At 65.1% G+C, this 25,352-nt stretch carries 27 protein-coding genes and 1 pseudogene; 10 read left to right on the top strand and 18 right to left on the bottom strand.

The window, feature by feature from the left end; genetic code table 11:
* Positions 1-93: 93 nt before the first annotated feature.
* Positions 94-279, top strand: coding sequence for a hypothetical protein (locus tag CO675_RS25375; RefSeq protein WP_097674567.1), 186 nt, complete (start codon positions 94-96; stop codon positions 277-279).
* An 18-nt stretch (positions 280-297) separates the two neighbouring features.
* Here CO675_RS25375 and CO675_RS25370 read toward each other — a convergent pair whose 3' ends face one another.
* Positions 298-804, bottom strand: coding sequence for a hypothetical protein (locus tag CO675_RS25370; RefSeq protein ID WP_097674566.1), 507 nt, complete (start codon positions 802-804; stop codon positions 298-300).
* A 1-nt stretch (position 805) separates the two neighbouring features.
* Complete coding sequence (locus CO675_RS25365) at positions 806-1,693, bottom strand: 50S ribosomal protein L11 methyltransferase (protein ID WP_097674565.1); 888 nt, start codon at positions 1,691-1,693, stop codon at positions 806-808.
* A 171-nt stretch (positions 1,694-1,864) separates the two neighbouring features.
* On the opposite strand from CO675_RS25365, the gene CO675_RS25360 reads away from it, so the two are divergent.
* Positions 1,865-2,029, top strand: a complete 165-nt coding sequence (locus CO675_RS25360; protein ID WP_097674564.1) for a Flp family type IVb pilin — start codon at positions 1,865-1,867, stop codon at positions 2,027-2,029.
* 273 nt (positions 2,030-2,302) lie between these two features.
* On the opposite strand, the gene CO675_RS25355 is transcribed toward CO675_RS25360, so the two are convergent.
* Positions 2,303-3,910 carry a phytoene desaturase family protein gene (locus CO675_RS25355; protein ID WP_097674563.1) on the bottom strand — a complete coding sequence of 536 codons (1,608 nt, stop codon included), beginning with the start codon at positions 3,908-3,910 and terminating at the stop codon, positions 2,303-2,305.
* A 170-nt stretch (positions 3,911-4,080) separates the two neighbouring features.
* On the opposite strand from CO675_RS25355, the gene CO675_RS25350 reads away from it, so the two are divergent.
* The 4 genes and pseudogenes from CO675_RS25350 to CO675_RS41525 form a co-directional block, all read left to right on the top strand.
* Positions 4,081-4,794: a hypothetical protein gene (locus CO675_RS25350; RefSeq protein WP_097674562.1), complete on the top strand. Its 714-nt coding sequence runs from the start codon at positions 4,081-4,083 to the stop codon at positions 4,792-4,794.
* Between the two features lie 6 nt (positions 4,795-4,800).
* Complete coding sequence (locus tag CO675_RS25345) at positions 4,801-5,196, top strand: DUF6915 family protein (protein WP_097674561.1); 396 nt, start codon at positions 4,801-4,803, stop codon at positions 5,194-5,196.
* Between the two features lie 110 nt (positions 5,197-5,306).
* Positions 5,307-7,571 carry a fused MFS/spermidine synthase gene (locus tag CO675_RS25340; protein ID WP_097674560.1) on the top strand — a complete coding sequence of 755 codons (2,265 nt, stop codon included), beginning with the start codon at positions 5,307-5,309 and terminating at the stop codon, positions 7,569-7,571.
* Positions 7,572-7,582: 11 nt separating this feature from the next.
* A pseudogene (locus tag CO675_RS41525) lies at positions 7,583-7,675 on the top strand (DUF308 domain-containing protein); the annotation flags it as partial.
* 15 nt (positions 7,676-7,690) lie between these two features.
* Here CO675_RS41525 and CO675_RS25330 read toward each other — a convergent pair.
* Both CO675_RS25330 and CO675_RS25325 read right to left on the bottom strand, forming a co-directional pair.
* Positions 7,691-8,536, bottom strand: coding sequence for an alpha/beta fold hydrolase (locus CO675_RS25330; RefSeq protein ID WP_245452914.1), 846 nt, complete (start codon positions 8,534-8,536; stop codon positions 7,691-7,693).
* 251 nt (positions 8,537-8,787) lie between these two features.
* On the bottom strand, positions 8,788-9,585 hold the full coding sequence (locus CO675_RS25325; RefSeq protein WP_097674558.1) for a L,D-transpeptidase: 798 nt from the start codon (positions 9,583-9,585) through the stop codon (positions 8,788-8,790).
* 286 nt (positions 9,586-9,871) lie between these two features.
* Here CO675_RS25325 and CO675_RS25320 point away from each other — a divergent pair, with 286 nt between their 5' ends.
* The gene (locus CO675_RS25320) at positions 9,872-10,201 is read left to right on the top strand and encodes a hypothetical protein (RefSeq protein ID WP_097674557.1); all 330 of its coding nucleotides are present in this window, start codon (positions 9,872-9,874) and stop codon (positions 10,199-10,201) included.
* A 54-nt stretch (positions 10,202-10,255) separates the two neighbouring features.
* Here the strand turns inward: CO675_RS25320 and CO675_RS25315 are convergent, their stop codons facing one another.
* From CO675_RS25315 to CO675_RS25295, 5 genes are all read right to left on the bottom strand, one after another.
* Positions 10,256-11,017: an ABC transporter permease gene (locus CO675_RS25315; protein ID WP_097674556.1), complete on the bottom strand. Its 762-nt coding sequence runs from the start codon at positions 11,015-11,017 to the stop codon at positions 10,256-10,258.
* The gene (locus CO675_RS25310) at positions 11,014-11,937 is read right to left on the bottom strand and encodes an ABC transporter ATP-binding protein (RefSeq protein ID WP_097674555.1); all 924 of its coding nucleotides are present in this window, start codon (positions 11,935-11,937) and stop codon (positions 11,014-11,016) included. Before CO675_RS25310 ends, CO675_RS25315 begins: the two co-directional genes overlap by 4 nt.
* 154 nt (positions 11,938-12,091) lie before the next feature.
* The gene (locus tag CO675_RS25305; RefSeq protein WP_097674554.1) at positions 12,092-12,784 is read right to left on the bottom strand and encodes an OmpA family protein; all 693 of its coding nucleotides are present in this window, start codon (positions 12,782-12,784) and stop codon (positions 12,092-12,094) included.
* A complete protein-coding gene (locus CO675_RS25300; RefSeq protein WP_097674553.1) occupies positions 12,781-13,194 on the bottom strand; it encodes a hypothetical protein in 414 nt (137 codons plus the stop codon). The genes CO675_RS25305 and CO675_RS25300 overlap by 4 nt, the downstream gene beginning before the upstream one ends.
* A 102-nt stretch (positions 13,195-13,296) precedes the next feature.
* A complete protein-coding gene (locus CO675_RS25295) occupies positions 13,297-15,894 on the bottom strand; it encodes an ATP-dependent helicase (RefSeq protein WP_097674552.1) in 2,598 nt (865 codons plus the stop codon).
* 291 nt (positions 15,895-16,185) lie between these two features.
* On the opposite strand from CO675_RS25295, the gene CO675_RS25290 reads away from it, so the two are divergent.
* Positions 16,186-16,359 carry a DUF1328 domain-containing protein gene (locus CO675_RS25290; protein ID WP_021077209.1) on the top strand — a complete coding sequence of 58 codons (174 nt, stop codon included), beginning with the start codon at positions 16,186-16,188 and terminating at the stop codon, positions 16,357-16,359.
* A 28-nt stretch (positions 16,360-16,387) separates the two neighbouring features.
* Here the strand turns inward: CO675_RS25290 and CO675_RS25285 are convergent, their stop codons facing one another.
* On the bottom strand, positions 16,388-16,876 hold the full coding sequence (locus CO675_RS25285; RefSeq protein WP_097674644.1) for a thioesterase family protein: 489 nt from the start codon (positions 16,874-16,876) through the stop codon (positions 16,388-16,390).
* 160 nt (positions 16,877-17,036) lie between these two features.
* Between CO675_RS25285 and CO675_RS25280 the strand changes: the two genes are divergently transcribed.
* Positions 17,037-18,461, top strand: a complete 1,425-nt coding sequence (locus CO675_RS25280; RefSeq protein WP_097674551.1) for an FAD-binding oxidoreductase — start codon at positions 17,037-17,039, stop codon at positions 18,459-18,461.
* 32 nt (positions 18,462-18,493) lie between these two features.
* On the top strand, positions 18,494-18,886 hold the full coding sequence (locus CO675_RS25275; RefSeq protein WP_097674550.1) for a hypothetical protein: 393 nt from the start codon (positions 18,494-18,496) through the stop codon (positions 18,884-18,886).
* 301 nt (positions 18,887-19,187) lie between these two features.
* Here the strand turns inward: CO675_RS25275 and CO675_RS25270 are convergent, their stop codons facing one another.
* From CO675_RS25270 to bufA2 (CO675_RS25240), 7 genes are all read right to left on the bottom strand, one after another.
* Positions 19,188-20,876, bottom strand: a complete 1,689-nt coding sequence (locus CO675_RS25270; protein WP_097674549.1) for a SulP family inorganic anion transporter — start codon at positions 20,874-20,876, stop codon at positions 19,188-19,190.
* Between the two features lie 188 nt (positions 20,877-21,064).
* The gene (locus tag CO675_RS25265) at positions 21,065-22,054 is read right to left on the bottom strand and encodes a gluzincin family metallopeptidase (protein WP_245452913.1); all 990 of its coding nucleotides are present in this window, start codon (positions 22,052-22,054) and stop codon (positions 21,065-21,067) included.
* Entirely contained in the window at positions 22,051-22,827 is a 777-nt protein-coding gene (locus tag CO675_RS25260) for a creatininase family protein (protein WP_097674548.1), read from the bottom strand. Before CO675_RS25260 ends, CO675_RS25265 begins: the two co-directional genes overlap by 4 nt.
* Before the next feature lie 12 nt (positions 22,828-22,839).
* Positions 22,840-23,625: an HvfC/BufC N-terminal domain-containing protein gene (locus CO675_RS25255; RefSeq protein WP_097674547.1), complete on the bottom strand. Its 786-nt coding sequence runs from the start codon at positions 23,623-23,625 to the stop codon at positions 22,840-22,842.
* Entirely contained in the window at positions 23,622-24,521 is a 900-nt protein-coding gene (gene bufB, locus CO675_RS25250) for an MNIO family bufferin maturase (RefSeq protein WP_097674546.1), read from the bottom strand. The genes CO675_RS25255 and bufB overlap by 4 nt, the downstream gene beginning before the upstream one ends.
* Before the next feature lie 103 nt (positions 24,522-24,624).
* Positions 24,625-24,882 carry a BufA2 family periplasmic bufferin-type metallophore gene (gene bufA2 / locus CO675_RS25245; protein WP_097674642.1) on the bottom strand — a complete coding sequence of 86 codons (258 nt, stop codon included), beginning with the start codon at positions 24,880-24,882 and terminating at the stop codon, positions 24,625-24,627.
* Between the two features lie 185 nt (positions 24,883-25,067).
* Positions 25,068-25,331 (bottom strand): BufA2 family periplasmic bufferin-type metallophore, encoded by a 264-nt coding sequence (bufA2, locus tag CO675_RS25240; RefSeq protein WP_198964736.1) that lies wholly within the window; start codon positions 25,329-25,331, stop codon positions 25,068-25,070.
* Between the last annotated feature and the right edge of the window lie 21 nt (positions 25,332-25,352).

Genomic DNA, 25,352 nt, shown 5'->3' with positions numbered 1-25,352 from the left:
ATAGTTGAAATGACTGGACGATGTCCACCATCGCCGGTCAAGTGTGCGGGGGGTGTCCAGGAGTGTCTCAACTCAACGGTGAGGAGATGCACGATGCCTGCATTCACGTTTGAGAAGATCTCGCCGCCGGTCCGTCGCGGGCCGATCGCGCCGATCGAGCAGAAGCAACGTGGCGTCATCGTGCAGATGCTCGACCGTTTGGTCGCGACGCGCGCCAGGCGCGCAGCCGGTCAAGACAAGGTCGACACGCCCGGCCGCGATTCCGCAGCATCCGAATAACCAACTTCCAGATCGCGTTTAAGGCGCGAGGTTGGACGTCTTCGCCACCGTCACATTGACGACCCGGGTGCCGTCGAGTTCACGCACGATCCGCTCATCGGGGCCGACGACACCCAGATCGAATTCGCGCTCCGCCGTCAGCAACGTGATGCGTTGACCGACGATCACGACCACGGTCATGTCGAGCGGCTCGCCGGATATCGCCCATTCCCTGAGCTCGTTGCGAAACGGCCGCCTGCGCCAGGCGTCGGGGAAGCCCGGATCGCATCTGACCTCGAGGCCGTCGTCCGACGTGGTCAGGACGAGCTTTGATCTCGAGGGCTTCCAGTGCTCCTCCAGCAATTCGTTGACCAGCCAGACGCAGCTGAACGCGCGGCACTCCGCCGGCCGGCTTGGATAGATCCGGCAGCCGCGCCCCGGCCTGCAATGCGCACACCAAGCGTTGGCCGGCTTCGCCAGCTGCTCGATCGCCATCACCTTGCAGCAGAGCGTGCAGTCGCCGCACTGTCTGCCGGCGGCGGTCATGTCACCTGACCGAGCGCAGCAGCAGGCTGCTCCAACCCTCGATCTTCAGATGCCGCAGCGGCACCAGCCCGCGGGCGCGATAGGCGGCGATGACCGCCGGTGCCTGGTGCGTCAGCAGGCCCGAGAGGATGACCTGAGCGGATGACGCGAGGTGTCGGGCCATCGGCCCTGCCAGTTGGCGCAGCGGATTGGCGAGGATGTTGGCGAGCACCAGATCGAACGGCCCGTCCTCGGCAAACCGCGGCGCGGCAAAGCCGGTGGCACGGATCACATCGACCAGATGTCCTGCCCCGTTGAGCCGGGCATTCTCCTCGGCGACCCGGACCGACGGCGGGTCGATGTCGCTTGCCAGCACCTTGCGATGTTGTGCCTTGGCAGCGGCAATCCCCAGCACGCCGGTCCCGGTGCCCAGATCGAGCATCCGCCGGGGCTGATAGGCCTTCAGCACATGGTCGAGCAGCAGCAGGCAGCCGCGCGTGGTGCCGTGATGGCCGGTGCCGAAGGCGAGCGCTGCCTCGATCTCGATCCCGAGCTTGTTTGGCGGTATCCTGTGCCGGTCATGCTGGCCATGGACGATGAACCGGCCGGCCGCAACCGGGACCAGATCTTCCAGGCTTGCCTTGACCCAGTCCTTCGCTTCGATCGTGTCAAATACCAAAGTTGATGCGACATCCTGCCGCGACACCACCTGACCGACCAGCTCGCGCAGCAGGGCCTGGTCCGGCGCCTCGGCAAAGTGGACAGTAACGTCCCAGCGGCCGTCCGGCCGCTCGAAGGCCGCAAAAGCCGCCTGATCCTCAAAATACAGCTCGGAAAGCGCGTCGACCACCCGTCTTGCGGTCGATTCGTCCGGAAGAGTGATGCTGGCGCGGTGTGTCGGCGGGGTCATATCGGAGGCCGGTAGCGCGGTTTTTGTTAAAATATCAAGCCTGATTCAATCGAATATCGCGAGAATTGATAGGTTCCCGATTCAGGCAACTTTAGATTTCACCGTAGTAGTACCGGTTCCGGAACCGGGAACTCCCCTGTTCCAGGCATCACAACCAAGGGCAGGGCTGCCATGAAGACTCTTTTCGTTAGATTTTTGCACAATGAATCCGGGGCGACCGCGATCGAATATGGACTGATTGCGACCGGTATCGCTATCGCCATCATCGCTGCGGTGAATGGCGTCGGCACGAACTTGAGTGGGACGTTCAACACGGTCGCCAGCTCGCTCAAGTAATTTCGCGGACGGCGTTCTCGAGCAGCACCGGGCTATGAGGCCCGGTGTTTTCTTTTTGACAGGTTGTCCACAGCGCCTCGCGCAGCCAGTCCACAGGACATCCAGGGCGTCGTCCCGGAATTGTCGGCCCCTGTTCCACAGGCAGTCCACCGGGATGCTCACCGATTGTCCTGCCGAGGGACACAAGGCCTGACCACGGTCAGCCCACAGCTTCTCAACAGACCTGTCCACAGCTTGGCCTGGCCACGGTCGCGGCGCCCGACGCGGTCCGCTCTACGTGAACAGCGCACGATGGTCGGCGAGCACCGCCCGCGCGGCGTTGTGCCCCGGGGCGCCGGTGACCCCGCCGCCGGGATGGGCGCCCGAGCCGCAATGGTAGAGACCGCGCAGCGGTCCGCGGTAGTCGGCATGGCCGAGCATCGGACGCGCCGAGAACAGCTGGTTCAAGGTCAGTGCACCGTGAAAGATGTCGCCACCGAGCAAGCCGAACTGCCGCTCGAGGTCGAGCGGCGACAGGATCTGGCGGCCGATCACACTGCCTGCGAAGCCGGGAGCGTAGTGATCGACGGTTGCGATCATCAGGTCGGCGACCTCTTCGCGATGGTCGTCCCATGATTTGCCATCCGGCAATTGCGGCGCGACGTGCTGGCAGAACAGGCTCGCGACGTGCTGGCCCGGCGGGCTCAAACTGCCGTCGAGCGTCGAGGGGATCAGCACCTCGACGACGGGCGCGCGGCTCCAGCCGAACTCACGTGCATCGCGCCAGGCGCGATCCATGTAGCCGAGAGCGGGCGCGATGATGATCCCTGCGGTGAGGTGATCGCCCGGGCCGGGCAGCGCCGTGAACGAGGGCAGGGCGCTGAGCGCCACGTTCATCCTGAACGTGCCGGAGCCGTTCTGCCATCGCGCGATGCGGGTGCGAAATTCGCTCGCCAGCGCGCCCTCCGGCACCAGGCGCGTGTACAGCAGCTTCGGGTTGACGTTGGAGACGACATATCTGGCGCGCATTGTCTCGCCGTTGTCGAGGATGACGCCCGTGGCGCGATCCTTCTCGACGATCACCTCGCGGACACCAGCATCGGTTTCGATCTCGACACCATGGCTGCGCGCGGCGTGCGCCATCGCCTGGGTGATCGCGCCCATGCCGCCGATCGCGTGGCCCCAGACACCCTTCTTGCCGTTCACCTCGCCGAACGCATGGTGCAGCATCACATAGGCCGAACCGGCCGCGTAAGGGCTGGCATAGTTGCCGACGATGGCATCGAAGCCGAACAGCGCCTTGACGAGGTCGTTCTCGAAGCGCTCGTCGAGCATCTCACCGGCCGAGCGGGTGAACAGGTCGAGCAGATTGCGCTGCTGCTCGAGCGACAGCCGCCGCAGAATGTTGGCGGTGCCAAGCGCGTTGAAGGCTTCACTCAGCGCGCCAAGGCCAAAACCCTCGACCAGGTTCGGCGGCGCGCGCAGCACGAATTGGCGCAGCACGTCGGCGATGGCTTCAAGTTCCCTCGAGAATACTCTGATTGCGGCTGCGTCGTGCGGGCTCAGCCTTTCGACCGATTGCTGGGTGCGGCCTTCGCCGGTCAGCAGGTAGCTGCCGTCGGGTGCAGGGAGGAAGTTCTGCGCGCGGCGCTCGACGATCCTGAGGCCGTGCTCGGCAAGTTTCAGGTCGGAGATGATTTGCGGGTTGAGCAGGCTCACCGTGTAGGCGGCGACCGAATTGCGGAAACCCGGACAGAACTCTTCGGTGACGGCGGCGCCGCCGACCACCGTGCGGCGCTCGACGATCCTGACCTTGAGCCCGGCCATCGCGAGATAAGCCGCGCAGGTGAGGCCGTTGTGCCCCGCACCGATGATGACGACGTCGACTTCATGATTGGACATGGTGCTTCTATAGGCCGGATGATCTCATCCGGCCACCGTCGCATCCGGCGGGTCACAAAACCGTACCGATCCGGATACGATAATTCGACCGCGATGGTGCGGGCCGTGAGCCCCCACCGGGGCAGCCAGGGCGCCTCGTTCGTTCCGGGTTGCCAAGCCGTGGAGTGCAAATGCCGTTTGTTTTTGATCAAACTCAAATCGAGTGGCCCGACGACGATTCCGATCTGCCGCCGCCGCGTGCCGACCAGTTCGTCTATCTGCCGGCGCCGGAATATGGCGGGCAACACGACCCCGTTCAATTTTCCCTGGACGTCCCGCCGGAACCGCCGGCGCCGGACAAGGTGCCGGTTTCGCGACCGAGCCTGTGGGATCGCCTGCGCGGCCGCAAATCTCCGGCTGCGCCGAATCCGCAGGCGACGGCAGCCTGGCATGCCGCACGCGCCGCGCAGGCCGTCTTTGTCCGGCAGCGTTTGCTCGCTGCGGTCGTTCCGGTGCTCGCCGATCTCGGCGTGCGGCAACTCTACTGTCGCTATGACGGTGGCAACGACGAGGGATTCACCTGGCTCGAGGGTGCTACGCTTCAGGACGGCACGCGCATCGCCACCGCGGAACTGGTCGATCAACTCGTCGCGCGCAAACTGCTCGACCGGCTGGTCGCGCGCGGTGTGACGCGCCGGTACGACGGCAGGAGCGAGCGCGACCAGATCGACTCCTTTGTTCACGACTGGCTGTGCTCGGAGTTTGCGACGCTGCTGCTCGGCAGCGGCTATGGCACCGGCGAGCATGTCCTGTACGGCGCGTTCACGGTCGATCTCGACGCGGGCACCGTGACCGACGACCCCACCGCCGATGCGGTCACAAGCAACGTCGAGATCACGAGGTAGCCTGCGATGGCGCATCCCTATCATCATGCCGTGCGTTCCGCGCGCCTGTTCGGCGGTGTTGCCGAGGATTACCTGCCGATCCACGATTGGTTCGACGAGAGCAAGGCGCATCTCGCCGACGTGCGGCACCGCGCGCTGCGTCATCACAGCGAAGGCATCTTCCTCTGCGAGAAGATCTTCGGTGCCACGCTGACCAACAGCGCCGGCAAGCAGGTGCCGGTACGGACCGTCGGCGAACAGCACGTCAAGGACGATCTCGGCTGGATCCCCTCGGTCAAGGATTGGCTGCAACATCTGGAAATGCAGCCATGGATGGGACGAACGCCGTTCCGGCCGCAGATGGACGAAGCCGCTGCGCTCACCGGCGCGACAAGTTCGACAGATGATGTTGTAACCGGCTGAACCGCTCAAGCGATTGGCATCGGTGGCCGTGTTGCCCGCTGCGTGGCGCTATGATTCAATGCAATGCATGTGCCCGGTGTTGATCTGCCGGATCGTGACCGGGAGTATCCATGTCGTCTGAGCCGTCCGCCTCGCGAAACCGGCTGGTGCTGGTTGTCTACACCGCAGCGATATTCGTCAGCGCCCTGTTGCTGTTCTCGGTTCAGCCGTTGTTCACCAAGATGGTGCTGCCGCGGCTCGGCGGCTCGCCGGCGGTGTGGTCGGTGGCGATGGTGTTCTTCCAGTCGCTGCTGCTCGGCGGCTACGCCTACGCGCATCTCCTGATGAAGCTGAACAGTCGCATTGTGCCGATCGTGGTGCATCTGGTGCTGCTCGTCATCGCGCTACTGACACTGCCGCTCTCGATCAAAAGCGGCTGGGGCGAGCCGCCGACCTCGGGCTACGCGGTCTGGCTGCTCGGCTTGTTCGCGGTCTCGATCGGCCTGCCGTTCTTCGCGCTCGCCGCCAACAATCCGCTGCTGCAGGCCTGGTTCGTGCGCACCGGCCACCCCAACGGCCCCGACCCGTATTTTCTCTATGCGTCCTCGAACATCGGCAGCTTCCTGGCGCTATTGTCCTATCCGGTGCTGCTCGAGCCGATGTTCACGTTGCGCACCCAGAACCTGATCTGGACCGGCGGCTATGGCCTGCTGATCGTCCTGATCGCGGCTTGCGGCGCGCTGCTGTTGCGGTCGCCGGCCCATGCCGCGGCGCGCGACACGCAAGGTGATGATGTAAATGCGCCGCCGCCGTCCTGGCCGCGGCGGGCGCGCTGGATCTTCCTGGCCGCCGTGCCGTCGGGCCTCTTGATCGCGGTGACGGCGCACATCTCGACCGACGTCGCGGCCGCGCCCTTGCTCTGGGTGCTGCCGCTGTCGCTGTATCTGCTGACCTGGGTGCTGGTGTTCCAGTCGCGGCCACTGCTGCCGCACAAATGGATGCTGCTGGCACAGCCGCTGGCGATTGCCGGCGTCGTGATCCTGCTCGCGGTCGGCGGCGAGCAGAACCTGCTGCTCACGCTCGGCGGCCATCAGCTCTGCTTCTTCGTCATCGCGATGGCCTGCCATGGCGAACTCGCGCGCACCCGTCCCGCGGCGAAATACCTCACCGGCTTCTACGTCGCGCTGTCGTTCGGCGGCATGGTCGGCGGCCTGTTCGCGGGGCTGATCGCGCCGTTCACCTTCTCGTGGATCGCCGAATATCCGATCCTGCTGGCGCTCGCGGCGCTGTGCCGTCCGCCCGGCGGCGCGGAGCGGCTGCCGCGCTGGAGCGCCTGGTACTGGCCGTTCCTTGCGATGCTGGCGGTGGCGCTGATCGCGCCGAGCTATTCGGCCGGCGACATCTTCAACTGGTTCGATGACCACCGGGTGTGGGTGATCGGCGCAGTCGGTGTGCTTTCAGCGCTGCTCGCGCTCGCACTGAATGCCAATCGCTGGAAAATCTTCGCCACCGTCGTGGTCGCGCTGGTGGTGCTGCGCGCCTATCCATCGGACGACGGCCGCGTCGAGACCGTGCGCAGCTTCTTCGGCGTGCACAAGATCGTGGTGACGCCGAACGGGCAGTACCACGTGCTGATGCACGGGACCACGATCCACGGCGCCGAGAAGTTCAAGAACGACGACGGCACGCCGGTCACCGGAAAGCCGGAACCGATCAGTTACTATCACAAGGACGGCGGCATCGGGCGGGCGATCACCGCAATCCGCGAGCGCAAGGGCGCGCCGCTGAAGGTGGCTGTCATCGGGCTTGGCTCGGGGACGCTGACTTGTTCATCGCTCCCCGGCGAGGACTGGCGCTTCTTCGAGATCGACCAGTCGATGGTCGATACCGCGCGCGACCCGAAATACTTCACCTACATCCAGAGCTGCGAGCCGAATCTGAAGCCTGTGATCGGCGATGCGCGGCTGACCTTCGCCAAGGAGCCGGACGGCGTCTACGATCTCATCATCGTCGACGCCTATTCGTCGGACGCGATCCCGATCCATCTCGCGACCGAGCAGGCGATGGCGATCTACAAGGAGAAGCTGGCGCCGCAGGGCGCGGTCGTGATGCACGTCTCCAACCGGCATCTCGAACTTGCCAGCGTCGTGGTCGGCATTGCGGACGCCAACGACATGAAGAGCTGGGTCTATAGCGAGGATTCCGGGCGCGACAACGAGTACATCTTCTCGACCTCGGTCGTGGTCTCCGCGCGCGAGGACGCCGATGTCGGCAAGCTTGCATCGTCGGACGTCTGGACTGAGACCGACGCCAACGAGAAGCAGCGGGTCTGGACCGACGACTATTCGAATGTGCTGGGCGCAGTCTACCGGCGCCTGCGCGACGGCGAGCAGTAGGTTCGATCGTCGTCAGGCGCCGGCGTCACTACGGCGCGCAATGGGCGATGATCCTCGGTGGCGCGCAGTCGGCGCTGGCCGGTGGCTACATGATCAGCCAGTCGCCGTCTGCGCGATAGCTATTTCTTCTCCGGTGCTGTCGTCGCGGAGGCGGGTGTCGAAGCAGCGAGCAGCGGCATCGTCGGCGAGGTCTCGTCGGCGTCCTCGTCGAGGAATTGCTCCACGCCGGCCTGGATCGACGATTTCGCGCTGTCGGGGCCGCGGTCGCTGAGGTCGTTGTGGTGGAATTCGGTCCTGACCACCTTGATGCCGAGCCTGGCGCAGGTTTCGTCGTCAGGCACGACGCCCGGATCGGCCTTGAACACCGGGTCCCTGGAGCGGAACGACAGGATCTTGATCTTGCTGTCGGTGATGAAGGGGACGCGCAGATTGTCCAGCGTCACGACCTTCTTGACGAGGTCGGGGTGCTGCTTGGCGAAATACATCGAGATATCGCCGCCGTTGGAATGACCGATCAGCGTCAGCTGGCGATAGTTTGCGTTCGGATAGAGCTTCTTCAGCTCGTCGATCGCATACATGATGTTGAAGACGCCGCGATTATATTGCATGCGGCGGCCGACATATTCCTCGCCGACCTTGGTCACCATCGGCGCATCGCTGTCGAGATCATGCTGAATGCTGATCACGAGATAGCCGCGTGATGCGAACACGTTGGTGAGGAACGAGTACTCAGTGTTCCTGACGGTGTTGCCGTGGCTCAGGATCGCGACCGGCAGCTCGATCATCTCGGCCATCGCCTGCATTTGCCGGTCGCGCCGGACCGCGACCTCGACCGTGACGTTGCGATCGTCGCGCAGAACGTCGTGGAACGTCAGCGTCGTGCGACGGATGGCCCATCTGTCCGTCGTGAAATAGCCGGCCATCGCCACGATGCACAGGCAAAGGACAATGATGCCCCGTTTCATGTCGACCTCTGATATTGCCTACGCGACCCGCGCTTCGCCCTGGCTTCATGGGGCATTCCGCGTGAATCGGCCTCCAGGGGGCCAAGGCGGGCGCTCTTGCCGCCGAATATCGGGGTAATTTTACAATCAGATGACAGCGCGACAACGGGTCGCGGCGGACCACGACGCGGGCCTTTTGCGGCGGTCACAAGCGGGTGAGGGGAGCGTGAACTGACGGCGCTGCCTGCGGCGCCGTCAGCGGACCAGGCTATTCAGTCCTGATAGTTGTTGCCGTAGAAGCCGCGTTGCTGCTGCTGGTAGTAGGAGCGCGGCTGATAGTAGCCTTGCGGCGCCGCCGCGTAGCCCTGGTTGCCGTAGTACTGTTGCTGGCCATAGGCCTGCGCGTCGTAGACGCGGCGGCTTGACGGCGGCGCCGGGTAGCGCTGCGCGGTCGAGCTGCCGTCGGCCGGATAGATGTAGCCGTCGTCGACGCGGGCCTGTGCCGCCGGATATTCGCGCGGCTGCGGTGTCAGGACGACAGGGTCGCCGGCGGCGGCGGTGCCGTACTGCTCGTCCTGCTGCGGCGCGCGGCGGGCGACGGCGGTGCCGTTGCGCCCACGCGGATTGCGTGCCAACGCGACCTGCGCCGAGCCGGTGAGCGTCACCGTGGTGTTGAGCACGCCTTCCTTCTGGACCAGCGCGTAGAGCGTCGATGCGTTGTCGCGCGACAGCCGCACGCAGCCATGCGAGGCCGGCGTGCCGAGGCGGCCGACCGAGTCGGTGCCGTGGATCGCGTGCCCGATCTTGGTGAAGAAGATCGAGTGCGGCATCGGCGCGTCGTCGAATTCCTTGGAGTAATGATCCTCTTCCATGCGGAAGGCGCGGAAGGTGCCGTTCGGCGTTTCGCGCGAGGGGATGCCGCTCGAGACCGGCCAGTGATAGCGAGCGACGCCGTCGACCGCGACGGTCATCTGCTGGTTGTCCTTGTCGATGGTGATATCGACCTTGGCCTGCGCGGCGCCGGCCGTGAAAAGCATCACGGAAGTGAACGCAATGAGGAACGAACGCATTTTACCTTTGGCCTCCAGGCCCGATCGCAGTAGCGGCTCTCCGTCCCCGCAACCAATATGCACGGAATCCGAGTTTGGTTCCAGTCGCGGACCCCGTGCATCGTTAATCCCGCACGCGGCGCAAACAAGGCCGAAGCCGGGCTCTCCTGTCACGGCGGGCTGACATTTTCGCGAGCGGGCCGCGACAACGGCCCCGGTCGGTCACCGCTACGCAACCATTTGGCCGCATGGGCGTTTCACAATCCCGCCCCGGCGGCGCATTCGCGCCGCGCATCAAGGAACCAAGATGAACAACACCAAGGTTAAGACCGCGGCCGTCGTCCCAGCCGGCCTTTCCGCGCGGCTCCTGCTTGCGGCCGCAGCCCTCGCTTTGGCACTGGTGACGGTCCCCCGTGCCGGCCATGCCCAGGGCATCGTCCGCGGCGCGCATGAGGGCGCCTATGAGGGTAATCGGGCCGCCGGTCCGATCGGCGGCGTGGTCGGCGGAGCCGTCGGTGCCGGCGTCGGCGGCGCCATGGGCGCGGTCAAGGGCGTGTTCGGTATCCCGGATCGCGGCTACCGCCGTGGCCACCGCTGCCGCGGCTATTACCGCCACGGCCATTTCCATTGCTACTGATCGTTGAAGAACCTGTAGCCCGGATTTCGCTGCGCTTCATCCGGCCTACAAATGTCAGTTCTTCAGCCGGTAGCCGGTCCGGAAGATCCACGCCACGATCACCATGCAGGCGATCAGGAAGCCCGCAGTCATGCCGAGGCTGAGCCCGACGCTGACATCGGCGATCTCATAGAAGCTCCAGCGAAAGCCGGAGATCAGATAGACCACCGGATTGAACAGCGTGAGGGTGCGCCAGCCCGACGGCAGCATGTTCACCGAGTAGAAGCTGCCGCCGAGGAAGGTGAGCGGCGTCACCACCAGCATCGGGATCATTTGCAGCTTCTCGAAGCCGTCGGCCCAGATGCCGATGATGAAGCCGAACAGGCTGAAGGTGACGGCCGTCAGCACCAGGAAGGTCAGCATCCAGACCGGATGCTGGATATGCAGGGGTACGAAAAGTCCGGCGGTCGCCAGGATGATCAGGCCGAGGATGATCGACTTGGTGGCGGCCGCGCCGACATAGCCGATGACGATCTCGAAATAAGAGATCGGCGCCGACAGGATCTCGTAGATCGTGCCGGCGAATTTCGGGAAGTAGATGCCGAACGAGGCGTTCGAGATGCTCTGGGTCAGCACCGACAGCATCACGAGCCCCGGCACGATGAAGGTGCCGTAGCTGACGCCCTCAACCTCGGTGATGCGCGAGCCGATCGCAGCGCCGAACACCACGAAATACAGCGAGGTCGAGACTACCGGCGAGACGATGCTCTGCAGCAGCGTGCGCCAGGTGCGCGCCATTTCGAACAGGTAGATCGCCCGGATTGCGCGGTAGTTCATGGCGCCCTCACGAGGCTGACGAAGATGTCTTCGAGGGAGCTCTGCCTGGTATCGAGATCGGAGATCCGGACGCCGGCATTGCGCAGATCGTTGAGCAGGCTGGTGATGCCGGTGCGATCGCCCTTGGTGTCGTAGTCGTAGGTCACCGCGTGCCCGTCGTCGGAGAGTTCAAGATTGTAGGCCGCGAGCGCAGCCGGAATGGCATCGAGCTTGTTCTGTAATTGCAGCGTCAGCTCCTTCTTGCCGAGCTTCTGCATCAACGTCGCCTTGTCCTCGATCAGGATGATCTCGCCCTTGTTGATGACGCCGATGCGGTCGGCCATCTCCTCGGCTTCCTCGATGTAATGCGTGGTCAGGATGATGGTGACGCCGGCCGCCTGCAGCGTGCGGACCACCTCCCACATCCCCTTGCGCAATTCGACGTCGACGCCGGCGGTGGGCTCGTCGAGGAACAGGATCTGCGGCTCGTGCGACAGCGCTTTCGCGATCATCACACGGCGTTTCATGCCGCCGGACAGCGTGATGATCTTGCTGTCCTTCTTGTCCCACAGCGAAAGGTCTCTCAGCACCTTCTCGATATGGTCGGGGTTCTTCGGCTTGCCGAACAGGCCGCGGCTGAAGCTGACGGTCGCCCAGACCGACTCGAAGGCGTCGGTGTGCAGTTCCTGCGGAACCAGCCCGATCATCGACCGCGCCGCGCGATAATCGGCGATGATGTCGTGTCCGCCGATCGAAATGCGGCCCTCGCTCGGATTGGCGATGCCGCAGATGATGCTGATCAGCGTGGTCTTGCCGGCGCCGTTCGGCCCGAGCAGCGCGAAGATCTCGCCTTTGACGATGTCGAGATTGATGCCCTTCAGCGCCTTGAAACCGGAGCCATAGGTCTTTGACAGATTGGATACGGAAATGATCGGCGACATGCAGGATCGGAAGCGTGAGGGAAGGGGGCGCGCGGATTGGGCCCGGGCGCGCGGGGGCGTGATGCGGGTTCAGCGCAGATAGGGACGCATATTCCGTTCTGCAATCACCCGCCGGGGCAGAAAATTCGTTCTGCGGTGTGGCGGATAGGCCGCGCTAATGCCGCTTGGGCGGTTTCGCGGGCTTCTTGCCGGCCGCCGCCGGGGCGGGGTGCGCGGGCGGCGCGGTATCGGCGACCTTGCCGACCAGCATGATCTGCACCTGGTTGTTGACCGGCGCGTTAGGGCGGGCGGGGTCGAGCAATTGCTCTTCGCCGAGCCCGACCGACTGCAGGCGCTTCGCCGTGATCTTGAAGGTGTTGACCAGGATGTCGCGGATCGCATCGGCACGCCGCTGGCTCAGCAGCACGTTGTTCTCGCGCCGTCCGGTCGATTCGATGTGACCGACGATCAGGAAGGTGTAGGGCAGCAGCGAAGAGTGCGTCAGCGCATCGGCGATGCGCCCCACGGACTGGTAGGAGTCGGGCAGCACGATCGGCGTGTCGACGTCAAACTGGATGTCGGCATTGAAGGTCGGCAGGTTGGTCAGGTCGGGGGCGATCGGCGGCCGCTTCTGCGGCGGCGGCTCGTTCTTCGATCGCGACCGCGATCGCTCCAGCACCTGCTGGCGCAAGGCGGGGACATCGATCGTGGCATCCGTCTCGTAGTGATTGAGCTTGGCGATGACGTCGTCGCGCGTGATGGCGGTTTGCGCCTGTGCAGCGGTGAGCGGCATCGCCAGCAAGACCAGCGTGCCGAGCACGCCCAGAAAGCCAGGATCGCGCAAGCCTCGCGTCGTCAGGCGCATCATTGATACCCCGCGTCATTGATCGCCTGGGCGCAATTGCGGCTGAGGCCCTTGGCGGTGACGAGGCAGGGCACCGATTTGCTGGTCTCCTTGGTCGAGCCGCCACAGACCTTGACGATCTCGCGGGTGCATACGTTGGCGACGGTCACGCGCGCCGCGATTCGCTTCTGGATCGCATCGAGGGTGGAGAAGTAGCTCTCCTTGCACTGCGGCGAGATCACGTCGCGGTTGCGCGACAGGCACTCCTTGAGGCGGTTGGAGTCGAGATTGACGCCGCGGCAATTGGCGGTGATGTCGGCGCCGCAAGCCTTTGCGAGCTGCGCTGCGGAATCGCCAAAGCTGATCGTCTCCGCGACCGCCAGCGACGGCGCAGTGAGCGCGATGACAAAAAGGAAAAACCCACCCCGAACCATGGGGCCATCTCAACCCGTGAAATCAGCGATGGTCAAGGGCTACGAACAGAGAAGGCGGCCAAGGCAAGCCGCCACGCAAGGCCGCCAAGGAAAACCGCTATGTCACGCCCGTTCCACAAAGCTGTCGACCACCTTCTTCTCGCCGGCCTTTTCGAAGGCGATGGTCAGCTTGTTGCCGTCGATCTTTACGACATGGCCGTAACCGAATTTCTGGTGAAACACCCGATCATCCAGCGAAAATTCCGACGTCGTGCCGGTGGACTTCGCCACCAGCTCGCCCTCGATCACCATGGGGCCGCGCTTGCTGCGGCTGAAGCTGTCGGAGGAGGTATCGCTGCGCGAACCTGAAAATGACGATTGCCGCTCCTCGAAGCCGCCGCTGCGTCCCCCACCACCGCGGTTGCGGTTGGCCTGGGCGCGCTGCCAGCCCGGGGTCGAATAGCTCGAGCCGAATGATTCGAGATTGTCGAAGCGCGAGGCGCCATAGCCGCCGCTGCCGCCCCAGCCGGATCCGCCCTTGGATTCGGTGATCTCGACATTGTGCGCCGGCAGCTCGTCGAGGAAGCGCGACGGGATCGTGGTCGACCAGGTGCCATGGATGCGGCGGTTGGTCGCGAAATAGATTTTTGCGCGGCGGCGGGCGCGGGTCAGCCCGACATGGGCGAGGCGGCGCTCCTCCTCGAGTCCGGCGCGGCCCTGTTCGTCCAGCGTGCGCTGGCTCGGGAACAGGCCTTCCTCCCAGCCCGGCAGGAACACGTTGTCGAATTCGAGGCCCTTGGCCGAATGCAGCGTCATCAGCGACACGGCTTCGTCGCCGGCGTCGCCGTCGCGGTCCATCACCAGCGAGATATGTTCGAGAAACCCTTGCAGGTTCTCGAATTCCTCCATCGAACGCACCAGCTCCTTGAGGTTGTCGAGCCGGCCCGCGGCGTCCGCCGAGCGGTCCTTCTGCCACATCTCGGTATAGCCGCTCTCGTCGAGCACGATCTCGGCGAGCTCGGTGTGCGAGGTGACCTCGCGCTGGGCGCGCCAGCGGTCGAACTGCATCACGAGATCGCGCAGCGACCCGCGCGCCTTCGGCTTCAGCTCGTCGGTCTCGACCACGGCGCGCGCCGCCTCGAACAGCGGAATGCGGCGTTTGCGGGCGTGGTCGTGCAGCAGCTGCACGGTGGCATCGCCGAGTCCCCGCTTGGGCACGTTGACGATGCGCTCGAAGGCGAGATCGTCGGCCGGCGAATTGATGGTGCGCAGATACGCCAGCGCATCGCGGATTTCGGCGCGCTCGTAGAATCTGGGGCCGCCGATTACGCGGTAGGGTAGGCCGAGCGTGACGAAGCGGTCTTCGAACTCGCGCATCTGGAACGAGGCGCGGACCAAGATCGCGACGTTGTTGAGGTTTTCTCCCGAGCGCTGCAGCTCCTCGAGCTCCTCGCCGATCGCGCGCGCCTCCTCCTCCGAATCCCAGGAGCCGGTGACGGTGACCTTCTCGCCGTCGACATCCTCGGTGCGCAGCGTCTTGCCGAGCCGGCCTTCATTGTGCGCGATCAGATGCGAGGCCGCGGCCAGGATGTGGCCGGTGGAGCGGTAATTGCGCTCGAGGCGGATCACCTTGGCGCCGGGGAAATCGTGGTCGAAGCGCAGGATGTTGTCGACCTCGGCGCCGCGCCAGCCATAGATCGACTGATCGTCGTCGCCGACGCAGCAGATGTTTTTGAGCGGAGCACTCTCCGTCATTCCAGCATGCGCTGCGGGCGCAGACCCGGAATCTCGAGATGAGTCCTCATGACCTCTGGATTCCGGGTTCATGCCTTCGGCATGCCCCGGAATGACGGGAGAGGTAATGTCGCCCGGAATGATGTCGGCGAGCGATCGCCCTGGCCGCGACGGCGCCTGCGACAGCAGGCGCAGCCACAGATATTGCGCGACGTTGGTGTCCTGATATTCGTCGACCAGGATGAACTTGAAGCGGCTTTGATACTGCCGCAGCACGTCGGGGTTCTCGCGGAACAGCCTGATGTTCTCGAGCAGGAGGTCGCCGAAATCGGCGGCGTTGAGGATCTTCAGCCGCTCCTGATAGGTCGCGTAGATCTTGCCGCCCTTGCCGTTGCCGAACGAGGCGGCTTCGCCCGCCGGCACCTGCGACGGTGACAGCCCGCGGTTCTTCCAGCTGTCGATCAGGCCGGCCAGCATCCGCGCCGGCCAGCGCTTGTCGTCGATGTTCTCGGCCTGCAGCAACTGCTTCAGCAGTCGTACCTGGTCGTCGACGTCGAGCACCGTGAAGTTGGATTTGAGCTGCACCAGCTCGGCATGGATGCGCAGGATGCGGCCGCCGATCGAGTGGAAAGTGCCGAGCCACGGCATGCCCTCGACCGCCTGGCCCAGCATCTGGCCGAGCCGCAGCTTCATTTCGCGCGCGGCCTTGTTGGTGAAGGTCACCGACAGGATTTCCTGCGGCCGCGCGCGGCCCTGGCTCAGGATATGCGCGATGCGCGTGGTCAAGACGCGGGTCTTGCCGGTGCCGGCGCCGGCCAGCACCAATACGGGGCCATCGAGCGTCTCGACCGCCTCACGCTGCTCCGGATTGAGGCCGTTGAGATATTGCGGAGCGCCGGCCGCCGCCCGCGCACGCGCGGCGATGCCGCCAGCCACCGGCTGGTGCTCGGGAACGCCGTGATGGGGCAGTTTGCTCGGCTCGGTCATTGGCGAATCGTCTCGGCCCCACGATGGCACCGTGGGACGGTGAAGGGGAGCCTTCTTAACAGGGATTGAGGGGCATATAGGGCCTGATCGGCCGTTTTGACAGGTTTTATCGCGGCCGTTTGGAACGGTTTTGGCAGCAGCGCACACCCGGCCTGGTTCCTGAAGTCGGCGAAAATTTCGCGGTTTCGCGCTCAGGAACCAGCGTTTCCCCGCAGGATTGTTTCAACAGCTGCGACGCCGGGCAGATGCCCGCGCCAGGAAACGCACAAGGATACAAGCGGAGGTTTGATCATGTTGAGCTGGGTCGTCACATTCCTGGTCATCGCCCTGATCGCGGGCATTCTGGGCTTCGGCGGTATCGCCGGCGCCTCGATCGAAATCGCCAAGGCGATCTTCTTCATCGCCATCATCCTGTTCCTGGTGTCGGCGGTGGTCGGATTGGCGCGCGGTCGCACGAGGGTCTAGCGAAGGGCTGGGCCCGGCGCAGGGCTGGCTATCTCTTCGAGGGCATCGCCACGTTGCGGCCGATGCCCTCGGGCCGCGGCACGCCCGCATAGCTATCCACGATCTTCTGAGTGCGGGCGCGAATATCAGGCGGAAACGGCGCCACCTTGCGCGCCTCCATGTCGATGTGCAGCGTGAGGTTCTCCGAGGTCGCGGAAAGCCAGCCCTCGGTGGCGTGGCGCAGCTCCTCGAACGTGTGCAGCCGCTTCTCGTCGGCGCCGAGCAGGAAGACCGAGACCTGCACGGGATCGCCGAGATGAATCTCCCGCAAGTAGCGGACGTGGCATTCGGCGGTGAAGGTCGAGCAGTGCCGCGCCTTCATGTAGGCCGGCCCGATGCCGAGCTGCAGCCACATCTCGTCGATGGCGCGGTCGAACATCACATTGTAGTAGGCCATGTTGAGATGGCCGTTATAGTCGATCCATTGCGGGTCGATCTGCATCACGGACGATTTGAACGGGGCTGACGGAAGCGGCATCTCGCTCGTGGCAGTCTCTGACGTCATCTTCTATCCCCGGTTCGTTGGCATGCGAGCATGAACTTTTCTGTGACTCCCGCGACCACTTTTTCAAGTCAGGCTCTCTTGACCCCTTATACAAGCTTTGCCACGGTCGGCTAAAGCCGGGAGGAAAATTGACGTGGCGACAACGATTTCGAGCAATGTGACGCGACCTGAGCCGGAGGCCCTGAAGCGCGCGATCGACGCGCTGGCGGCGCGGTTCGGCAACCGGCTCGTGACGTCTTTAGCCGTGCGCGAACAGCACGCCCATACCACCACATGGCTGCCGAACCAGCCGCCGGACGCGGTGGTGATGGCGCAGGAAACCGCCGACATCCAGGACGTGGTGCGGATCTGTGCCGCAAACCGCGTGCCTGTCATCGCCTTCGGCACCGGAACTTCGCTGGAGGGCCAGGTCAACGCGCCGGCAGGCGGCGTCTGCATCGACCTGCGCGACATGAACAAGGTGCTCGCGGTGCACGCCGAAGACCTCGACTGCGTGATCCAGCCCGGCGTGACCCGCAAGGCGCTGAACGAGCATCTGCGCGACCAGGGCCTGTTCTTCCCGATCGATCCCGGCGCCGATGCCTCGCTCGGCGGCATGACCTCGACCCGCGCCTCCGGCACCAACGCGGTGCGCTACGGCACCATGCGCGAGAACGTACTGGCGCTGAAGGTGGTGCGCGGCGACGGCGAGATCATCACGACCGGCACCCGGGCCAAGAAGTCGTCGGCCGGTTACGACCTGACGCATCTGTTCGTCGGCGCCGAAGGGACGCTCGGTATCATCTCCGAGCTCACCATCCGCCTGCGCGGCATTCCCGATACGATCGCGGCCGCCGCCTGCTCGTTCGAGACGGTGCGCGGTGCCTGCCAGGCCACCATCCTGGCGATCCAGACCGGCATTCCGGTGGCGCGGATCGAGCTGCTCAATGCCGCGCAGGTGAAGGCCTGCAACAATTATTCGAAGCTGTCGCTGCCGGAGACGCCGCTGCTGCTGCTGGAATTCCACGGCAGCGAGGTCGAGGTCGCCGAGCAGTCGAAGAATTTCCGCGACATCGCCGCCGAGTGCGGCGGCGGCGAGTTCACCTGGACCACCAAGCCCGAGGACCGCACCAAGCTGTGGCAGGCCCGGCACGATGCCTATTGGTCGGTGAAGGCGATTCGTCCGGGCGACAGCATCGGCGTGGTCGCAACCGACGTCTGCGTGCCGATCTCGCGGCTTGCCGACTGCGTCACCGAGACCGAGGACGATCTGAAGCGGCTCAATCTGCTGTCGCCGATCGTCGGCCATGTCGGCGACGGCAATTTCCACTGCTCGCTGGTCTGCGACGTCAACAACAACGACGAGATGGCGCGCGGCGAGGAGTTCATGCACCGCCTCGTCGAACGGGCGCAGGCGATGGGCGGCACCTGCACCGGCGAACACGGCATCGGCCAGGGCAAGCAGAAATATCTGAAGGCCGAGCTCGGGGTGGAGGCGCTCGACGCGATGCGGGCGCTGAAGCAGGCGCTCGATCCGCAGAACATTTTCAATCCCGGCAAGATCGTTCCTGCCGTATAACCAACCGGATCTTCCGTCCACGGGACGTTGCGATGTGGTTGTTCAACAAGGCCAAGCGGAAGGATATCTGGGACGATCCCGTGGAGCAGCCGCTCGGGGATATCGAGGCCGCGCAGCGGATCCGTGCGATCTGCCGCGATGCGGCCGGCTGCGCCGAGGCGGTCGGCTCGCCCGGCAAGCGTTCGCCGAAGCAGCAGCAGATCGAGCGCGACCGCTACGAGCGCGCCGCAAAGGTCGCGATGGAGACCGCGATGAAGATCTCCGACCAGCTGGTGCGGGATTCCGCCGTGCGCGAGATCGTCGGTCTCTGCATGAAGGCCAACAACATCAAGACGGGGCGGGCGCTGTTCCGCGCCATCCACGCGGGCTCGATCAAGGCGGAGGTGCTCAAGGAGCATCCGACGCTGGAGGGCGAGCAGGCGTGAGTCGCTTGACCCGAACTGTTCGAAATCGGGCTCGATCGGTCTCGCGACGCGTTGCCAAAAAAATCGAAAACAACCCCATGCAAAGTAGCCGGCGGTGGCCTGCGTTCGACCAGGCTACTTGACACGTCGGGCAACTCACGGGTATTTTTCCAATATTCCGAAATCGCGCAGGCGCACTCGCTTCGGTCCCCGTAGCCGGATGAAGCGTAAGCGAAATCCGGGGCTATTCATCGACGTGCGAGAGGACCCCGGATCACGCTGCGCTTCATCCGGGCTACGCAGCTCCTGATCCCATCGATATCTAGATCTGCCCGCCCAGCGCCCGCACCGCTTCATCGACGCTGTGGAAGACGTGGTCCCGTTGCAGCACGGCGTAGAGATCGAAGCGCTCGAATGCGTCCTGGGCGCGGGCGGATTCGAGCCGCGCCACCGCCACCGTCACGCCGTCATCGCGGCATTCGCGAAACAGGTCGCGCAGCGCCTGCGCCGCCGTGAAGTCGATCTCGACCATGCCGCTGGCCTCGATCACCAGCAGCCTCGGCTTCGGCGGCGGTCCGCCGATGGTCTTGAGCACGCCGCTGCTGAAGCTTTCCGCGTTGAGGAACGACAACGGGGCCTGCAGGCCGACCACCGCGATGCCGGGCTTGCGCTCGCCGGTGACGTGCGGCCCCGCCGGCCACCAGATCGTGGTGCCTGGCACGTGGACGAATTCCACCAGCTGACCCCGCGTCGTGGTCCAGATGCCGTGCAGCAGCGACAGCGCGATGCCGACCGCGACGCCTTGCTCGATCGGCAGCACGATGATCGCGGCGGCCGTCGCCACCACCAGCAGGAATTCGTAGAACGACTGGCGATAGATCGCGACGATCTGCTTCACGCGGATGATGCGCAGCGCCACGAACAGCAGGACGCCGCCGAGTGCTGCATCGGGCACGTGCTGCAGCAGCGTCGCACCGAACGCCAGCAGGGCGAGCACGATGGCGGCGGCAAACAGACCCGAGACCTGTGTGCGCCCGCCGGTCTCCGACACGATGCCGGTGCGCGGCGGGCTGGCGTTGACGGGGAAGGCGCCGAACAGGCCGGCGAGCAGGCTGCCGGCGCCGGCGCCGAGGAAGTCGCGATCGACGTCGGCCGGCTTGTCCGGATCTGACAGAAACGAGCGCGTCGTTGCCGCGGTCTGCACCATGACGACGATGGCGATCAGGATCGCCAGCGACAGCAATTTGATCCACCGCTCCGGCGCGATGTCTGGAAGCGATGGCGTTGGCAGCGAGCCGGGCACGGTGCCGACCACCTTGACGCCTTTGCTCTCGAGATGGCCGACGATCACGGCGATGGTGGCCACGACAAGGCCGATCAGTGCGCCCGGAATTCGCGCGCTGATCTTCTCCGATCCGGCAACCAGCGCCAGCACGCCGAGACCGATCGCCAGCGTGTAGGCATTGGTCTGGCCGCTCTTCTCAGTGAGGACCCCGAGCTTGTAGAGCGTCGGCCCGTCCGGCGTGGTGAGGCCAAGCACGCCGGGCAATTGCGAGACCAGGATGTGGACGGAGATGCCGGCGAGGAAGCCGACTGTGACCGGCGTCGACAGCAGATTGGCGATCCAGCCGAGCTTGAACATCCCGCCGGCGATCATGATCGCGCCGACCATCAGCGCCAGGGCCATCGCCAGCGACTGATAGTCCGGCGTACCAGCGGTTGCCATCAGCGCCAGGCCGGCCGCGAAGATCGGCGTAATCGTGGAATCGGCGCCGCAGGACAGGAAGCGGTTGGCGCCGAACATCGCAAAGCCGAGCGAGCCGGCCATGAAGGCGAAGAAGCCGATCTGCGGCGAGAAGCCGCCGAGCCGGGCGGTCGCCATCTGCTCCGGGATCGCGATCGCGGCGAGCGTCAGCCCGGCGATCAGATCGCCCGGCAGGTCGCCCGGCCGGAATGCGCTGAGCGAACGGAAGATCGGCCAGTTGGCGCGTGTCTGATGAACGTCGGCCATCGGTCTCCCGTGAGGATTGTGGCGATTTCCCGATAGTCCGATATCGCGCCGGCAAAATCCAGCGCAGTGGGGCTGTGCGCCGCCGCGAAGCGCGGCGCTGCAGCATGATCCGGAAAAGTGCGAAGCGGCTTTTCCCTCGCGACCAACGCAAAGCGTTTGCGCGGAGATCATGCTCAGAAAAGCGCGCTTCAGCGCGCGCGCGCTGCGGTGATCGCCTTGCGGATATCGGCCAGCGGCGCGCTGTCGTCGAATTCGACGCTGTCGCCCTGGAGCCCGACGCCGAGGTCGCGCCACAGCGCGGCGAGATCGGGCGTCACGGGTTTCGATCCCCATTCGCCGTGCAGCTGCGTCAGCGCGTCGACGCCGACCGCCTTGTCGGCGGTCGAGAGCACGCGCGCGATCGGCCAGTCCTTTTCGTGGTTGCCACCGGCGGCGAGCACGCCGCGCATGGCATCCTGCAGGCCGAGCTTGTTGCCGGTGCGTTTGCGGATCTCGACGTCGGCGAACAGGCAGAACATCGCGCCGCCCCAGTATTTCCGGCCCCAGGTGTCGGTATGGTCGAGGCCCTCGTCGCCGGCCTCTGGCAGGCCCTTGGGCATGTCGCGCAGCATCGCCAGCCAGATGTCCCGCGCCGCGAGATCGCCGGCCTGCACGCGCGCCACCGGCTCGACATAGACCGCGAGCCCTTCCGACAGCCAGGCATAGCGGTCGTCGAGATCGGGCAGGGCGGTGTGCACCATCTCGTGCACAATCACCCAGTCGCGCTTGAGATCGCCCGCGCCCGCGTCGCGGCCGATCGGCAGCCGGATCGCCGCGCCGCGATAGCCCCATGTGGTGCCGCCGCGAACCCGCGAACCGTCGACCGGTACGATCAAGAGCCGCAACGAGCTGACGGGAAACCGGCCGTAGTAGATCGAGACAGCGCGGGCCGACGTCTTGATCCAGTCGAATATCCTGTCCTTCGGCAGCGCCATCTCGCCGGGGGCGAACCCGACATGAATGGTGGCGCCGGCGACCTCGAGATCGGTTTTGGGCAGCCGGTCGAAGGCGTCGTAGGGCATGCCTTCGCCGCGCATGAACTCGGACTGCGCTCTGACGTGGCATGATGCGATGCCGATCAGGATCGCCGCGACCAGCATCGCGGCGGCGATCACGCGATATGTCGGGATGCTCTTCATAGCGGCGTGCCGCGCCACTGCGGCATGGCGTTCTCGCCAAGGGCCGCGGTCACTTGTTCGCTGAGATCGTCGAGAATGGCCGCGAGCAGCGCCTCGCCCTTGGCTGACGTCGCCAGCGTCGGATCGCCGTAACTGCCGGAGCGGCTGTAGTTCGGCGAAGTGCCGTCCGACGGCGTCAGGCGGCCGGGCACCTCGCGCTGCAGGGCGGGGCTCGCTTCGGCGCGGTCCGGATCGACCACGTCCGGTGCCAGCGCCAGCATCAGGGACGTCTCCAACTCGTCGGCATGGCTGCCATGGCGTTGCTCGGAGATCTGCTCGGCGGTGCGGCGGAAGCGCGGGCCCTGGTAGAGCCGCAGATGCCTCACCCGGGTCGGCTCGAAGCCGGCCAGCGCGCGTTCGACCGGAGCCAGCGTGCTGATTCCCGTGTTGAGCACGAACAATGTGCTGATGCCGCCGTCGAGGATGCCGGCGGCGATCTCATGCACCAAGGCTTCGAACGTTGCTGCCGACAGGCTGGCGCTCCCTGCATATTCGACGAAAGCGGGGTAGTGGCCGTAGGTGACGGTCGGCCAGATCAGCGCGTCGATGCGTTCGGCGAGATGCGCCGCAAACCATTCGGCCTGCAGGCGGTCGGTGTTCAGCGGCAAATGGAAACCGTGCTGCTTGGCGGCGCCGCCGATCGGCAGGATCGCCGGCCGCTTGGCCGCAATTCGCCGCGCGACCTCGTCCCAGGTGAGACGTTCGATGCAATGGCTGGCGATGCCGGCGCCCATGTCGCGGGCCCTTTATTTGCCGATGGAAGCCGCGGTCAGAAGTCCCGCCGTGATCCAGCCATGCAGATAGCCGGCGCCGCGCGCTGCGGCATTATCGGGATCGTCGTAGGTCGCGAGCATCTCGCAGAGCACGCCGAACGGAACGCCATCGGAGGCTTCGTCCCACATCATCGCTTCCTCCGTCGGCAGCTCGCGGAACATCGGCGTGGTGTCCTGGCGCCAGATCAGGAGGCGGGCGGGTTCGGCGAGCGTCTCCGCTTCCGGCGGCGTCTCGTCGTTCTTCAGCGCCATCCAGATCGCAGCCGCATTGGTCGACAGGTCGACCCTCGTAGCGCTCGGATGCGGCTGGAATACGAGGTCGTTCCACTGCTCGGGCGCGAAACCGGCCATCGCCTCCAGCGCCAGCACGGCGCCCTCGCGGGCGTCGAAGGCGTCGTTCAACGCCTTCTCCAGCGCGGCGAGGTCGCCGAGCACGGGATGGTTGCTGTAGGGGGCGGTGGCCTTCAGGAAATCCGGCAATCCCTGCGAGAACCAGCGCAGGTTCGGATGCTCGGACGGCCGTGCCTTGACGTAGGCATGGCCCACCTCGTCGAACATCTCGTCGCCGAGAAAGCGATGCAGCAGCTCGTGGTCGTTGCGCATCGCTTCCACCAGCCGCGAGCCGTAGGCATAGCGATAGACGCCGAACAGCGTCGTGCGCGTCTCCTTGGGGCTGTCGAGGATTTCGGTCAGGATGCCGTCGTCGCCGGTGAGGATGGCGCGCTGGAAGTCACCTTGCTGGCGCGCGAAGTCGCTCATGCCGCCGGCGCGCCTGCGGGCAGCACCTGCCCCGCGATCTCGCGGGTGCGCTCGACCTCGCGCAGCAATTCGTCGAGCGGCGGGATGTTGTCGTCGCGCTCGATCATGGTCGAGACCCGCCCGAACCGCCTCAAGGCCGCGACATAGAGGTCCCAGACATCCTCGCACACCGGATGGTCGTGGGTGTCGATGATGTGGGTGCCCATATGGCTGTGGCCCGCCATGTGGAATTGCACCACGCGATCCGGCGGAATGCCGTTGAGGAAGGCCATCGGATCGTAGCCGTGATTGAAGGCGCTGACATAGACATTGTTGATGTCGAACAGCAGCCAGCAGCCGGAGCGGCGCGACAACTCGGAGAGGAATTCCCACTCCGTCATCTCGGAGTTGTTGAACTGCACATAGGTCGAGACATTCTCGAGCACGATGGTGCGGCCGAGGAAATCCTGCACCAGTTGCACCCGGCTCACGACGTGATCGAGCGCCTCCTGCGTATAGGGGATCGGCAGCAGATCGTGCAGGTTCTTGCCGTGCACGCCGGTCCAGCACAGATGATCCGACACCCATTTCGGCTGCACGCGTTGTGCGAGGTCCTTCAGGCCCTGCAGATAGTCGAAGTTCGGCGGCGCGGTGGAGGCGATCGACAGCGAGACGCCGTGCATCACCACGGGATAGCGCGCGCAGATCCGGTCGAGGATGCGCAGCGGCTGGCCGCCCGGCAGCATGTAGTTCTCGCTGATCACCTCGAACCAGTCGATCGGCGGATTGCCGTTCAGGATCTCGTCGTAGTGCTGGGCACGCAGGCCGAGGCCGAAACCGAGGAATGGCGGCTTGGCCGATTGCAGCGGGCGCTCTGCGAGCACCGACTTGTCCGGTGATCGGCTCGCAACGTTCATGGCGGCTCCGCGCTTCCGGCGCCAAGATCGTGGCGCCCAACTTCAGACAACTATCATGGAAACGAGGCCCGGCCTACACCGGGCCCCGCTTGGACCGATCCGTTCACCCGGCCTTGAACTTGCCCTTCGCCGCGGTGCAGTCGGCCTTCGTCATCTCCGCAAAGCCCTGGCCCTTGCAGGCATTCTGACCCTTGCAGGCGTGGTTGCCGCCCTTGCAGGCGCTCTGGCCCTTGCAGGCATTGGCGCCGACGCATTTGCCTTCGCTCGCAGCGTAGGACTGCGTCGACATCACGGCTCCGGCCAGGAAGAGCGTCGCCGCTGCGGCGGCGAGGGTGGCGCCGGACTTGGTTGTAAGCTTCATGAGCGTCTCCTCGTGCAAGATGGTTGAAGGCGCGCCGCCCGCAAGCCGCGTAAGTTGGCCGAAGGCTGCACCCAAAGTTAGCTACGGATGTGGTCCGCTTTGGTTACCAATGCCGGGATCATTTATCCGCGTTTTGGCGTGAAAAGGGCCCGGCGCAGTCGTCGGGCCCTCTTGGGACGATGCGATCAGCCCTTGACGAACTTGCCGCCCATCGCGTTGCACTGCTTTTCGGAGCTCAGCGAGAAGCCGGTGCCCTTGCAGGCATTCAGGCCCTTGCAGGAATTCGCGCCGCCCTTGCAGGCACTCTGGCCCTTGCAGGCATTGCCGGCCATGCACTTGCCGGTGGCCGCATTCGCGGCCGTCGAGGTGGTCGAAACCACGGAGCCGGCGAGGAACAGGGTGGCCGCAGCGACGGCGAGCGTTGCGCCGGACTTCGAATTCAACTTCATGACGATCTCCTCGGTGATTGT

It is taken from the genome of Bradyrhizobium sp. C9 (assembly GCF_002532045.1).
Taxonomy (GTDB): domain Bacteria; phylum Pseudomonadota; class Alphaproteobacteria; order Rhizobiales; family Xanthobacteraceae; genus Bradyrhizobium.
Note: the sequence above shows the minus strand (reverse complement) of the source record. Positions and strands in the feature narration are given on the sequence as shown.

Coding starts and splice junctions, on each gene's coding strand:
- CO675_RS25375 (WP_097674567.1), top strand. CDS start 94: ATGCCTGCATTCACGTTTGAGAAGATCTCGCCGCCGGTCCGTCGCGGG.
- CO675_RS25370 (WP_097674566.1), bottom strand. CDS start 804: ATGACCGCCGCCGGCAGACAGTGCGGCGACTGCACGCTCTGCTGCAAG.
- CO675_RS25365 (WP_097674565.1), bottom strand. CDS start 1,693: ATGACCCCGCCGACACACCGCGCCAGCATCACTCTTCCGGACGAATCG.
- CO675_RS25360 (WP_097674564.1), top strand. CDS start 1,865: ATGAAGACTCTTTTCGTTAGATTTTTGCACAATGAATCCGGGGCGACC.
- CO675_RS25355 (WP_097674563.1), bottom strand. CDS start 3,910: ATGTCCAATCATGAAGTCGACGTCGTCATCATCGGTGCGGGGCACAAC.
- CO675_RS25350 (WP_097674562.1), top strand. CDS start 4,081: ATGCCGTTTGTTTTTGATCAAACTCAAATCGAGTGGCCCGACGACGAT.
- CO675_RS25345 (WP_097674561.1), top strand. CDS start 4,801: ATGGCGCATCCCTATCATCATGCCGTGCGTTCCGCGCGCCTGTTCGGC.
- CO675_RS25340 (WP_097674560.1), top strand. CDS start 5,307: ATGTCGTCTGAGCCGTCCGCCTCGCGAAACCGGCTGGTGCTGGTTGTC.
- CO675_RS25330 (WP_245452914.1), bottom strand. CDS start 8,536: ATGAAACGGGGCATCATTGTCCTTTGCCTGTGCATCGTGGCGATGGCC.
- CO675_RS25325 (WP_097674558.1), bottom strand. CDS start 9,585: ATGCGTTCGTTCCTCATTGCGTTCACTTCCGTGATGCTTTTCACGGCC.
- CO675_RS25320 (WP_097674557.1), top strand. CDS start 9,872: ATGAACAACACCAAGGTTAAGACCGCGGCCGTCGTCCCAGCCGGCCTT.
- CO675_RS25315 (WP_097674556.1), bottom strand. CDS start 11,017: ATGAACTACCGCGCAATCCGGGCGATCTACCTGTTCGAAATGGCGCGC.
- CO675_RS25310 (WP_097674555.1), bottom strand. CDS start 11,937: ATGTCGCCGATCATTTCCGTATCCAATCTGTCAAAGACCTATGGCTCC.
- CO675_RS25305 (WP_097674554.1), bottom strand. CDS start 12,784: ATGATGCGCCTGACGACGCGAGGCTTGCGCGATCCTGGCTTTCTGGGC.
- CO675_RS25300 (WP_097674553.1), bottom strand. CDS start 13,194: ATGGTTCGGGGTGGGTTTTTCCTTTTTGTCATCGCGCTCACTGCGCCG.
- CO675_RS25295 (WP_097674552.1), bottom strand. CDS start 15,894: ATGACCGAGCCGAGCAAACTGCCCCATCACGGCGTTCCCGAGCACCAG.
- CO675_RS25290 (WP_021077209.1), top strand. CDS start 16,186: ATGTTGAGCTGGGTCGTCACATTCCTGGTCATCGCCCTGATCGCGGGC.
- CO675_RS25285 (WP_097674644.1), bottom strand. CDS start 16,876: ATGCCGCTTCCGTCAGCCCCGTTCAAATCGTCCGTGATGCAGATCGAC.
- CO675_RS25275 (WP_097674550.1), top strand. CDS start 18,494: ATGTGGTTGTTCAACAAGGCCAAGCGGAAGGATATCTGGGACGATCCC.
- CO675_RS25270 (WP_097674549.1), bottom strand. CDS start 20,876: ATGGCCGACGTTCATCAGACACGCGCCAACTGGCCGATCTTCCGTTCG.
- CO675_RS25265 (WP_245452913.1), bottom strand. CDS start 22,054: ATGAAGAGCATCCCGACATATCGCGTGATCGCCGCCGCGATGCTGGTC.
- CO675_RS25260 (WP_097674548.1), bottom strand. CDS start 22,827: ATGGGCGCCGGCATCGCCAGCCATTGCATCGAACGTCTCACCTGGGAC.
- CO675_RS25255 (WP_097674547.1), bottom strand. CDS start 23,625: ATGAGCGACTTCGCGCGCCAGCAAGGTGACTTCCAGCGCGCCATCCTC.
- bufB (WP_097674546.1), bottom strand. CDS start 24,521: ATGAACGTTGCGAGCCGATCACCGGACAAGTCGGTGCTCGCAGAGCGC.
- bufA2 (WP_097674642.1), bottom strand. CDS start 24,882: ATGAAGCTTACAACCAAGTCCGGCGCCACCCTCGCCGCCGCAGCGGCG.
- bufA2 (WP_198964736.1), bottom strand. CDS start 25,331: ATGAAGTTGAATTCGAAGTCCGGCGCAACGCTCGCCGTCGCTGCGGCC.